General features: G+C 39.8%; 8 protein-coding genes, 1 pseudogene and 1 riboswitch. All 9 genes and pseudogenes read right to left on the minus strand.

The window, feature by feature from the left end; translation table 11 throughout:
- Nucleotides 1-7: 7 nt before the first annotated feature.
- Nucleotides 8-2851 carry a 2-oxoglutarate dehydrogenase E1 component gene (gene sucA / locus NSQ61_RS07025; RefSeq protein ID WP_063389707.1) on the minus strand — a complete coding sequence of 948 codons (2844 nt, stop codon included), beginning with the start codon at nucleotides 2849-2851 and terminating at the stop codon, nucleotides 8-10.
- A gap of 250 nt (nucleotides 2852-3101) precedes the next feature.
- Nucleotides 3102-5018 carry a vWA domain-containing protein gene (locus NSQ61_RS07030; protein WP_340806483.1) on the minus strand — a complete coding sequence of 639 codons (1917 nt, stop codon included), beginning with the start codon at nucleotides 5016-5018 and terminating at the stop codon, nucleotides 3102-3104.
- A gap of 10 nt (nucleotides 5019-5028) precedes the next feature.
- Nucleotides 5029-5934 (minus strand): AAA family ATPase, encoded by a 906-nt coding sequence (locus NSQ61_RS07035; protein ID WP_445659447.1) that lies wholly within the window; start codon nucleotides 5932-5934, stop codon nucleotides 5029-5031.
- A gap of 799 nt (nucleotides 5935-6733) precedes the next feature.
- On the minus strand, nucleotides 6734-8200 hold the full coding sequence (locus NSQ61_RS07040) for an amino acid permease (RefSeq protein WP_063389705.1): 1467 nt from the start codon (nucleotides 8198-8200) through the stop codon (nucleotides 6734-6736).
- 119 nt (nucleotides 8201-8319) lie between these two features.
- Nucleotides 8320-8623, minus strand: a pseudogene (locus tag NSQ61_RS07045) (group II intron maturase-specific domain-containing protein); the annotation flags it as partial.
- Nucleotides 8624-8761: 138 nt separating this feature from the next.
- Nucleotides 8762-8954: riboswitch (Lysine riboswitch) on the minus strand.
- Between the two features lie 977 nt (nucleotides 8955-9931).
- Nucleotides 9932-11014, minus strand: coding sequence for a C40 family peptidase (locus NSQ61_RS07050; protein ID WP_340806489.1), 1083 nt, complete (start codon nucleotides 11012-11014; stop codon nucleotides 9932-9934).
- A gap of 183 nt (nucleotides 11015-11197) precedes the next feature.
- Nucleotides 11198-11866 carry a bacillithiol biosynthesis deacetylase BshB2 gene (gene bshB2, locus NSQ61_RS07055; RefSeq protein WP_063389702.1) on the minus strand — a complete coding sequence of 223 codons (669 nt, stop codon included), beginning with the start codon at nucleotides 11864-11866 and terminating at the stop codon, nucleotides 11198-11200.
- Between the two features lie 17 nt (nucleotides 11867-11883).
- The gene (locus NSQ61_RS07060; RefSeq protein WP_063389701.1) at nucleotides 11884-12231 is read right to left on the minus strand and encodes a YojF family protein; all 348 of its coding nucleotides are present in this window, start codon (nucleotides 12229-12231) and stop codon (nucleotides 11884-11886) included.
- Between the two features lie 14 nt (nucleotides 12232-12245).
- Complete coding sequence (locus tag NSQ61_RS07065; protein ID WP_063389700.1) at nucleotides 12246-12512, minus strand: hypothetical protein; 267 nt, start codon at nucleotides 12510-12512, stop codon at nucleotides 12246-12248.
- Between the last annotated feature and the right edge of the window lie 32 nt (nucleotides 12513-12544).

Consider the following 12544-nt stretch of genomic DNA (forward strand, 5'->3'; position numbering starts at 1 on the left):
TTCCTCCTCATTCATTCCATGTAAGCGCTTCTGTTATGATTCGGCTCTGCTCTTTTTTGTGAATTGTCGGGTCTCCTTCTGCAGGGCTTGACCGTCTTGGACGTCCAATATATTTAACAGCGAGCTTATCACCCACAATAGATTTTAATTGCGGATATGTGAAAATCCACGATCCCATATTCTTCGGCTCTTCTTGCACCCAGACGATTTCCTGCAAGTTAGGGTATCTTTCTATAATCTCTTTAATTTCTTCTTCAGGGAACGGATAAATTTCCTCCACCCGTACAATATGAAGAAAATCTTTTTGATCTAATTTTTGCAGACCATTCGCCAATTCTATCGATATTTTGCCAGTGCACAAAATTAAACGTTTTACTTTTTCTTTATTTTGACCTAAACCAGGCTGCTCAATAACCGGTTGAAATTGACCTTCAGTCAGCTCTGTAACGTCGGAAACCGTATTTGGATTACGCAGCAAGCTTTTTGGCGTCATAATGATGAGCGGACGCACTTCTTCTTTTGTTAAAATCGCTGCTTGTCTTCTTAGCAAATGAAAATATTGAGCAGCAGTCGTTACATTTGCCACCGTCCAATTGTTTTCTGCAGCAAGGGTCAAGTACCGTTCCAAACGCCCGCTGGAATGTTCCGGTCCCTGGCCTTCATATCCATGTGGCAGCAACATGACGAGTCCAGATTTTTGTCCCCATTTTGCCCTGCCGGCTGAAATAAATTGATCGAATATGACTTGTGCAACGTTTGCAAAATCACCGAATTGTGCTTCCCAAATAACAAGCGTTTCCGGAGAAAATACGTTATATCCGTATTCAAATCCCAATACAGAAACTTCAGACAACGGGCTGTTATGAATCGCAAACGATGCTTGAACATCCGACAAACGATGCAGCGGCGAGAAGGTTTTGCCTGTTTTCACATCGTGCAAGACTAAATGTCTATGAGCAAAAGTCCCGCGTTCCGAATCTTGTCCAGTAATTCTAAGCGGAGTTCCATCTCTCAAGATTGTCGCAAAAGCGAACGCTTCTGCAAGCGACCAATCTACTTTTCTTTCTTCTTCATATACTTTTGCCCTGCGTTCTAGAATTTTTTGCAATTTATTAAAAACGGTGAATCCTTCTGGGAAAGTAATTAATTCCTTGTTAATTTTGTCAAGGACATCCACCGGCACAGTCGTGTCGATTTTGGGCAGACCATGGCTGACCGTTTCTGGAATATGAATTTCCTCTTCTTGGTGTTCGTTTTTTGGAACTTTATCGTATGCTTTTTTCAGCCGATCCTGCACTTCTTGTTCAAACTTTCTTGCGTCTTCTAAAGAAATAATTCCATCGCTTTCAAGCTGTTTAGCATATAATTTGCAAATTGTTTCATGTTTCTTAATTTTTTCATAAAGCAACGGATTTGTCGCCATCGGCTCATCCATTTCGTTATGCCCGTAACGGCGGTATCCGATTAAATCAATTAAGAAATCTTTATGGAATTTATTGCGATACAAAATGGCAATATAAACAGCTGCCAAACATGCTTCTGGATCATCCGCATTCACATGAACGATCGGAATTTCGAAGCCCTTGGCTAGGTCGCTGGCATATTTTGTTGATCGAGAATCATGGCTTTCCGTCGTAAATCCAATCATATTATTGGCGATAATGTGGATTGTTCCTCCGGTTTTGTAACCGTTTAACTGACTAAGGTTAAGAGTCTCTGCCACGACTCCCTCGCCAGGGAATGCTGCATCGCCGTGAATCAGCACAGCCATGGATTTGTGAATATCTTGTTCAGGATATCCGCGCACATTACGATTATCTTGGGCTGCACGTGTATACCCTTCCACAATCGGATCCACAAACTCTAGATGGCTAGGGTTGTTCGCTAGCGTGAGCCGTGCACGAACAACATTATGATCTTTAATTTTTCTGTCCGCACCTAAATGATATTTCACATCTCCGGTCCAGCCGTAGTTGATTCCGATTGAACCTTCAGACGGAACCAATTCTTTGTTCGGTGCATGCTGGAACTCAGAGAAAATAAGCTCAAATGGCTTTCCTAACACATGAGCCAACACGCTTAGTCGGCCCCGATGCGCCATTCCGATGTTTATATTTGTCGTTCCGCTTTTCACAGCTTCAGAAATCAGCTCATCAAGCATCGGAACGAGCATATCAACACCTTCAATGGAGAATCTCTTTTGGCCGACAAATGTTTTATGGAGAAAAGATTCAAATCCTTCAACTTCTGTTAATCGCTTCAAAAGAGAAATGCGTTTCTCTTTTGAAAGTGTTTTGAAAATTTTCCCAGATTCCACCATTTCGTTTAGCCATTCATGCTCTTCAAAATTGTGGACATGCTGAAATTCAAATGCAATCGATTTTGAATAAACATCTTTTAAATATTGGATCGCTTCGTACCCGTTGTGTACATGATCAGGAGTATACGGACTCAACAATTTGGCCGGTATTTCAATTAAGTCCTCTTTCGTCAGACCGTATCTTGATTCATTCAAAACATCTTCTTCGTTATGTTTTATCCCCATAGGATAAATAGAAGCATCCAAATGTCCAAATGTCCGAATATCCTCTGCAAACCTTACAGCAGCTGCTACTTTTTGCAGCTTTTCAAACGTATAAGACAAATTTCTGCTTACAGTGGATGAGGAGTTTACATAAGATTGTTCAGTTAGAGCCTCAGGAGCCCCCCAAGCATCAAACATGTTTCTTAATTCTTCATCAACAGAATTCGGATCTTCTAAATATTGTTCATATAAGTCCATGACATACCCTAAATTAGGTCCGTGAAAATCACGCCATGCGATTTTTAAATTTGACGAAGTTTCTTCCATTTTCTTAAAAACCCCCAATGATCACTAATCATTAGAATTCTTCTGCTTTGTTTCCCCACAAAAAATTTTTTTAAATTCTCATCACCATCCCACAAGAAGCAAGCTATATTTTTTTAAATAACCGCTTCCACCGCTATTTTAACACTATTCATCAGATTGACCAATAGTATTTACTTAAAAATTAGCATCTTTATATAATAATTTTCTTGATTTTTTGAATACATGTTGTATTCTGCCATGTTTTGGCGGTTTATTCGATTGTTTTTTGCAGCAATTTTTTCAAAAGCGGGAACAAGACGTCCGGGAGTTCTGTGATATTTTGCACCATGATGCTGTGTTTTCCATAAATCGTTTTCATTACCTTTCTTTTGCTTTCTTCAACTGCTCCGGCGGATAAAAATATGTTCAGCACCTCTATACCGTGCTTTCGAGCATTCATTACGGCTTCATGTGTATCGACAATTCCGTTTTGATCATATCCGTAGGCAGCAGGCTCACCGTCTGAAAAAACAAGAAGAAATTTTTGCTTCTCTTTTCTTGCAAGCAGTTCGTTTGTCATATGCCGGATCGCAAAACCGTCGCGGTTATCTTCTTCAGGCAAAAGCTGCATGATTTCTGGTCCTGATCTGGAGCTAAGTGAAGTTTCGAAGTTGATTACTTTTTTGAAATAGTTCGGCTGGTTGTTTTCTGTACTGTTTGCCGAGTCTTCCCAAAAACCGACAATTTGATGTGGAACCCGAACGGACTTTAACGTTTCATGAAACAAAATGATGCCTCGTTTTGTTTCTTCCATTTTGTCGTGCATGGATGCAGAGCAGTCGACGAGCAGTGTAAACACCTCGTCAAGATCATTCGCAGGATTCCTTTTTTTGAAAAAAAGCTTCGGGTTTTCATCCGTCCATAGACGCAACAGCTTTTTATTCAATCTGCCAAAATGTTCATCTTGTTTTGGATATGTCTTTTTATGTTCAAGCGTTTTTTGAATGATCCGCTGCAAACGTTTTTTGTACACGATCAATTGCTGCAATTCCTTTTCATACGCAGATTTTTCTGCTTCCTTTGGCATGCTTGCCGTCAGGAAATATGCTTTTGCATGCTTGTTTTCCTTCCCGAGTTGTTGTTGTATTTCTTGCTCTGCTTCTTTTTGCAGCTTTTCATCAGCATTTACTTCATCATAATAATTGTTTTGAGTCTGTCTAGCTGAACCTTCCACAATCACAAGCGCCTGATCTCCCGTCTCAGTTTGCCTTGCATGTTCATCTATTAAATTCGTTTGCGTTCCTTGTTCTAAATCAAATTGCAAAAAGCTTTTCGTCGGTGTGGATGTTTCACGATGCCATATGGCCATTTTTTCATCATGAAGATCTTCATCGCCCTTTTTTACATTATCCAGTGCATCCTGATTTTGAAGCCGGTCTTTTCGTTTCATGTCGTCAAAAGTCAAGGTATGGAGATCTTTTTCCGATAAATCAGGCAAAATGAAATAAGTATGGATCAAATCTTTTTTCAACACTTCATCCAACAGCCTCATCGTCTTCAGGACAATATCGGAAACTTCTTTCGTGCTATTTGCATCGTATACGTTCATCACTTGTTCCTTCACGAAAGGCAGCAATTCATCTATTTGGACGCTTATTTCTGATACATTCAAAACAGGTGATGTGGCCGTAGCCATTTCATACAGGGCCGCAAAGAGCGCATCGGTTGCAAATCCCCGATCAAGACTTGCTTTCAGCTGATCATGGTAATATTTTTTATAAATATTCAGTCGCTTGCGGAAATAGCGCTTTGTCCCGGGACGATCGCGTTTAACCAGTTCTTCAATCCGGACATCTTCAAGCAGCATCAACAGCTGTTTTGCAAATTTTTGATGATGTAATGTCCGAACGAGATCATGAAATGCAGCAATTTGATGAAAATCCGTATAATAATAGCTGCCAATTGCGCGCAAATAAATGTCTGATTTAAATCCTGCAAGCTTGTCTTCTTCCGCACGATCATTCCAAAAATGGCTGATATAAATTTTTTGTTCTGCTGGATGAAAGTAAGACTGAACGGCAAAAGCGATATCGATATCTCTTCGTTTTGTCAATGTTTGCGCTAAATCGGACAGCTCCATCATTAACATTGAATCTATGATTTCATCATTAAATTTTATATAATGCATCGGATTTCCCTCACTCAAAAACGGTTTCTGCAATGTTCATGATCGCTCTTTTTTCCAGCTCATCATCCAATTTTGCTGCAATGGCCCGTTCAATCGCTCTTAAAGGGGGCAAATAAACCGACAAATCGCAGGCATCGATCAAAGCCCGGATGGAAGCTGCTTCTTCCGAAACCTTCCCAATTTTTACTTGTGTAATAATGTCGCTGGATAATGTGAGAAACTTTTCTATCAGCTTTTCATCTTTTAAAGAAGACTGCTCAGTGAGCACTTGTTTTAACTTTTCATTTTGTACATATGGAACATCAATCACGACGAATCGGTTTTTCAACGCTTCGTTTAACGGAACCGTCCCTACATACCCTTCGTTAATAGCTGCGATGACACCAAATCCCTCTTTCGCCGTCACTACCTCTTGTGTAAATGGATTCGTGATCCGCCTCCGGTAATCTAGCACCCCATTTAAAATTGGCAATGTCTCAGGTTTCGCCATATTGATTTCATCTATATATAAAAAATGCCCTTTTTTCATCGCCTGAATAACAGGTCCTTCGACAAACTCAATGGCTGTTTGATTGCTGGAATTGACAATCGTTTTATATCCAAGCAATGCTTCGGCATCAAGATCAACTGAACAGTTAATGCTGTGCATCGGCTGAGAAAAAAATGATGACAGCGTTTCAGCAAGTTTCGTTTTCCCAGCACCGGTCGGTCCTTTTAACAAAACATTCTTTCCAAGGGCCAATGCCACCAACGCATCATACAAAATGATTGGATCGTCAGACAAAAAACCGCCTTGTCCAATTAATCTTTGATCTTGATCAGAATGCACCCGCTTTTTGCGAGATTCAATTACATTTATTATTTCTTTTGGCAAATGAAGCTCTAAAGACATCATAAAAATTTCCTTTCTAATCATCACGTTCTTTTTTATATTGTTTCACTACATAACTATATCATATCCTTTTTTAACACATTAATTTTTAAGATTCTTTTGAATTTAAAATATTGTAATTTTTACAGACAGCACAAACCATAGACGTGGTTTGTACTACTGGGATTGTCCAGAAAGTCAAAATCCATCAAATCATAAGCATGAATATATCAACGTTTTAAAAAAAGTTAAAGGGGCGTCTATAAGCCCAAAAATCGACTTATTAGACAGCCCCTATAAATCAATAAATTATATAGAAATTTATTTATATTGAACTCAACTTTCGCATACTAGTAGCTTAGTTAAAATTTTATATATATAGATCTTGTAATTCAAATGTATCATTTAACATTTTGGCAACATTAAGAAAGACACCTATTTTCAGACCGTCGAAAAACGGTCCAAGCTACATATCCATGCAGATGTTAACATGTCAAGTTACATATATATAGGGAGGAATGGATTTTCTATCTTACCAAATGAAAGGAAGATGATGGACGCCCTTCCGCCATTCCCCCATCTCTGGATGTTGGGAGCTCTGAACAGACAATCTTAATTAATCGGAATAAAAAGAACAAATCATTTGATGGAAAAGATGAAGCTTTCCCTTTAACTGATGAACGCCGCTCCGTATCAAGAAAGAGCGGCTTTTCTGATTGGACCATCATTCGTTTACACTTGTCCTGCACCATACGAGCGTTTTCGTCGTTGTGATGGCATACAAAATCCATTGAACACCGAACGTGCAGATTTTGGATACTAATGCGTCTTTTCAAGCGGCTTTTTAGTCTAATTCACATTCATCGAGAGGAACGACCTTTGTCTTTTTCACGATTTTATAGCCAAACCAAACTGCTAAAAACAATGGCAATCCAATGTAAGAAACGAGAATACCGTACCAGTCGATTGATTCTCCCATGAAGGCCCTGTAGTTCTGTCCCAAAATGACGACCGCGCAAAGTACCAGAGCAAACAGCGGTCCGAATGGAAACCATTTTGCTTTGTAAGGAAGATCACGGAGATCTCTCCCTTGCGCAACATACGCTTTGCGGAAACGATAGTGACTGATTGCAATGCCAAGCCATGCAATGAACCCCGACATACCAGAAGCATTTAATAACCATACATAGACGATCCCATCCCCAAAAAACGAAGCCAAGAAAGCAAGCGTTCCTAATGAAGCAGTAACCAGTAATGCATTAACAGGGACTCCCCGGCGATTCAACTTAGCCAGAAATTTTGGCGCTTTCCCCTCTTTTGCTAGCCCCCAAAGCATCCGAGTAGACGCATACATACCAGAGTTTCCAGCTGATAAAACCGCTGTTAAAATGACAGCATTCATAACGGATGCAGCGAACGCAATGCCAGCTTTGTCAAAAACGAGAGTAAACGGGCTGACCGTAACATCGCTATTCGCTAGATTTTCATTCGTATATGGAATAAGAAGTCCGATTGCTAAAATAGCCAATATATAAAATAGCAAAATGCGCCAAAATACTTGCCGAATGGCGCGAGGAATGTTACGCTTCGGATCCTCGCTTTCACCTGCTGCAACTCCAAGCAGCTCTGTTCCTTGGAAAGAAAAACCCGCCGCCATAAAAATGCCGAGAGTCGCCATGAAACCACCATGGAATGGAGCGTCGCCGATGGTGAAGTTTTTAAATCCAACCGCTTCACCACCCATAATACCTACAATTATTAAAAAGCTGACAATAAGAAAAATAATGACTGTTATTACTTTAATGAGCGAAAACCAATATTCTGCTTCGCCAAATCCTTTTACGGATAAATAATTAAGCAGAAACATAATTACTAAGCATAAAGCGCTCCATAAAAGTGAAGGACTATCAGGAAACCAAAATTTCATAATTATAGTCACAGCAGAGAGCTCTGCGGCAATCGTAATGGCCCAGTTGTACCAGTAATTCCATCCTAGAGCAAATCCGAGCGCAGGATCGACAAACTTAGTTGCATACGTACTAAACGTTCCAGTAACTGGCATATAAGCTGCCATTTCTGCAAGACTGGTCATCAAAAAATACACCATTATACCAATTGCAATATACGCTACCAGCGCTCCGCCCGGCCCAGCAGTATGAATTGCTCCACCGCTGGCTAAAAACAATCCAGTGCCAATCGTCCCACCAAGAGAAATCATCGTTAAATGCCTTGTTTTTAGCTTGCGTCGAAGCTGGTTAGGCGAAGAATGGGCGGTCGTAGCTGTTTCCTTCTTTTTAATAACGCTTTCCATTGTTTTCATCGCTCCTTTTTTCTTTGTCATGGAAAGGAGCCGGGTGATAATCGAGTAGGAGTGGGTGACTAACCCCCGACCTCTCACACCACCGTACGTACCGTTCAGTATACGGCGGTTCAATTAAGATGACGCAGAAATTGATATCTTTCGAATAGACTTCTTAACCCTTGTCGACTCCAGTAGGAGTTGTCGAGGGTTTTGTGTAGAATGGGACTGCAGGCAATCCGACAGTATTTCTTGCGTATTACCCCACTCGAATGGCTTATGCGTTTGAACACTTAATCCTCTGAGTTTCCGAATTTTTGTTTTCGGCGTTTTCCACTCTTTCCATAAACACATTCGAAGTCTTCGTCTGATCCATTCGCCAAATTCTTTGAACTTACTTGGCGTATCTGCCAAGGCAAAATAGCCGCACCATCCCCTTCTGTTAAGCTAACTGCTCTTCTGCCTTTGCAGCTCGGGACTTTCACCCTAGAGATTACACCCATGCTGGGCGCACCAAAAAAGCCGCCGAAGGTGATTCGGCGGCAATACAAACATTACCCGTATCAACCCTTCCGTGAAGATAGCGCTCCACGGCTGCTTTTCTTCAGGCAAACCGTGACAGTGCTGCCCCTGTTCGGTGGCAACCCCAGTCCGCACATCCAGAGAAATGTGCGAACTTCGGCGGCTTTCCCTTTCCAGCGAAGTCTTCAATGTTCTCTGCATCTCGTTCGCAGTACTCATAAAAGCCGCAACCTCTACCTCATCGGGTGAATGAGGATGCTATTTATTTAATTCCATAATGATTATAAAACAATTTTTGTGCAAAAACAATATCTATTTGCACCTCGATTGAGACAAGATTTTTTCGTATAGAATTTTTTAAAATCCAACCATTGCTTTCAAGGGATGATCAATCGGTCTACCAGATGATTGTTGTAGATAGAAGACATGGTTTCTCGTGATGACTTCGATCTTTTGTTTAGAAATGATTTTAAATATGGTTCTTACGAAATTTTTTATGAAAACGAGTAAGGGTTGAAAACAAGTTTATATTTGTTATTTCGCAATAGTTATCACAATCGATAAAGCACCTGTTTCTCTAACAAAAATAATCCAGTTCGTCCGCAAGTCACTCGTTTTATTATTTGCAAGCGATTGATTTGACCCTCAAGCAGACCGATGTTTTAGGGGGAAGTAAAGCATTCTTTACAGCTTGGATATCACTTCTCAGCCTAAAAGCATAATAATAAAATAGTGTTTGGATCATTTCACCCTCCCTCTATAAACTTTAATTTTCTTCAAAATTCTCACGTTTTCTTTAAATTTCACTAACTTCCAATAGCTTCTTCACCTCATGTTAGTAGATATTAATTGAATATATTTACATGGTAGAGTCCGTCCCACCGAACAGATTTACAATATCTGTAATATCCTGTATGACCGTGCTCCTAATCAATACCTATAGCACCTCCTTCAGATCAACAGAGTATGCCTTATTTTCTAAAAATTATTCCATATCATTTGCTGAATTCGTTGCAAAATATAAATTTTTATATACAATTGTATTTCTTGTCAATAATGTCGAAACATTTTTAACAACCCTAAATTTCATACATATACAAAATCTCCAGTAAGATGGATGTATCGGCAAATTAGACGATTCTATCATTCTTCCGATTAAAAAAGCAATCAGCCGTTTGTTGGCTGATTGCTTCATGTTTCTCATTCTCGCAAAATATAATTTTAAAAATAAGATCTGGCTCCTAAATATCGATCGTTCCAATATTTTTGGTTTAAATTCGATATTTGCACGCCACTTGATCCGGCATGAATGAAATCCCCATTTCCAAGATAGATTCCCATGTGGGAAGGACCTTCTTTATATGTTGAAAAATATACAAAGTCTCCGACATCTGGTGAACTTACTGGTTTCATCATGTTCCAATAACCGGCTGTACTTAACCGAGAAACGGATGTCACTTTGTTTAATACATAGTAAACAAATCCGCTGCAGTCAAAACCAGATGGCGTATTTCCGCCCCATCTGTACGGAACTCCAACTAATTTTTTGGCTTCTCGAATCATTACTAAAACTTTGCCGTTTTGAGTAGATGAATCAGAATTCGTTTTTGTACCGGAATTCACTTGACGTGCACTATCGGCTGAAGAGCCTGACAGCTTCAATACTTGGCCGGGGTAAATAACGTCAGATGAAAGGTTATTCGCAGCTTTTAATTGATTGACGGTTAATTTAAATTTTACAGCAATTTTCCATAGAGAGTCGCCTTTTTGGACGGTATATGTATTTTGTGAACTTGCTTTATTTGAAGTTTGTGAGGTTTGTTTGGGCGCCTGCACCGGTTCTTTGGCGCTAACCTTTTCGCTAGATACAGCTTGGCTGGATCCAGATAGTTTTAACACTTGGCCAGGATAAATTAAATCGCTGGTTAATCCGTTCAGCCTTTTTAATTCGCTGACAGACGTTCCGTTGTTTTTGGCAATGCCCCATAACGTATCACCTTTTTTCACTGTATATGTCGAACCAGTTTGTTTAGGAGCCGCCTCTGTTTGATTATTAGTAGTTACTTTCGCTTTCGGAGAAGACGATGCTTCTGAAGGAATATTTAAAACCTGACCTATGTATATTGTATCGCTTGTAAGTCTATTTGCTTCTTTTAACTTTACAACAGTAGTATTATATCTTTGCGAGATTCCCCAAAGAGTATCCCCGGCTTCTACTCGAATCGTTTCAGCGGAAGCGACTCCTGCGAAAACCGAAGATCCAAGAACCGCGGATGTCGTTAATCCCAACACTTTTTTCTTCATACAGCCTTTCCTCCTCATATGAGACATCCTATGTTCGTTTATCGTACAATAAAATTTCTTACTTATTATATCGACAACTTTCTTCATATTTTACTATATTATAAGATAAAATTCATCATTTTTTCAAAAAAGAGGATGATAGACCTGTATTGTAAATATTTTCAAAGCAGCCTATTCGATCGTTTATTTTTCATCATCAAATGGGTAAATCCAGAACGTTTCTTTATGAAAAAATTGTTGAAATTGAGGGAGGTCTTTTCCTCCTTCTTCTATTTTTTCTACGATGGAATAAGTTTGCGATCGATGAGCCTTCAATGCCTGTATTTTTATATCTGCAACTTCAGATATATCGATTTCTACATCCGGCTCGCCTATATGTTCAAATCGATCGTTTGAAAAAGCTATGCAATAAACGGTTGGACGCTCCTCCCTTTTCAAGCGTTTCACCGCACGAATAACCGCCTCGCCACAAGCGTTGTGATCTGGATGAACAGCATAACCAGGATAAAACGTGACAAGAAGGGTCGGTTTGACTTCCCGGATGATCTGTTCAAAGTGGTCTGCCAATTTTTCTTCATCTTCAAATTCCAATGTTTTATCCCTATAGCCGAGCATTCGTAAATCGTTTATATTTAAAATTTTTGCGACCTGCTCCAATTCTTTTTTTCGAATATCTTTTAATGTCTCCCTATTGGCGATTAAAGGCTTTCCCATGCTGCGGCCCATTTCGCCTAAAGTGCAGCAAGCATACGTGACAGGTACGTTTGCTTTCCGTTTTAAAGCGATCAGTCCTGCTGCTCCGAACGATTCATCGTCGGGATGAGGCAGGATCACTAATAACCTCTCTTCCATTTATTCCTCTCTCCTTTTTAAGAAAATGGAGTTTCACTAATTTGTAATGCAATGGCAAGTTTTCCATCTCGATCGTGGCCGGCCATGAGAAGGCGATTTTGTTCATCAACGGTATAATCGGTAAGACCTTCAGCATACACCCAGCCTTCCTCTGTTTTTAATCCGACACGGTATGGTCCTGTTCCTTTTATTTTACCTTGTGAAAATGTAATTTTTGCATTTCGGACAAACGCGACAATAGTCATGCTGTTTTGATTGTGGTGTGAAGTATAAGCACCGGTTGTCGTTTCAAGATGAATATACACCTCTTTATGTAAAAAAGAATCAATGATTTTTTGAACCCTTATCGGATCAATCGGTTTCAAAGCTTCCACCTTCTTTATTTTGTTAAGATTTTCTCATACATCTCCATATGCTTGCTGATTAATTCAAGCTTCTCTTCCGGTGAAATGTCGGCTGCTATAATGCGTTTCAGCGCATCTAGTAATTTTTTATCTGGACTTTTTCTTACTCTAGGGTGAGTCATTTCATCGAGGAGTTCTTTTTTAATCGCCTCTTCCAACGTTTTTTTCTCATCTGACCCTACTGAAAGAGTTCGGTTTGACCAAAGTTTTCTGTATGCATGAAGAAGTTCGTTATCATTCACATTTATTCACCTCGAGGAACCTGCTTGCATGA

This window comes from Aeribacillus sp. FSL K6-1121, assembly GCF_038003725.1.
In the GTDB taxonomy this organism is placed as follows: Bacteria; Bacillota; Bacilli; order Bacillales; family Aeribacillaceae; genus Aeribacillus; species Aeribacillus composti.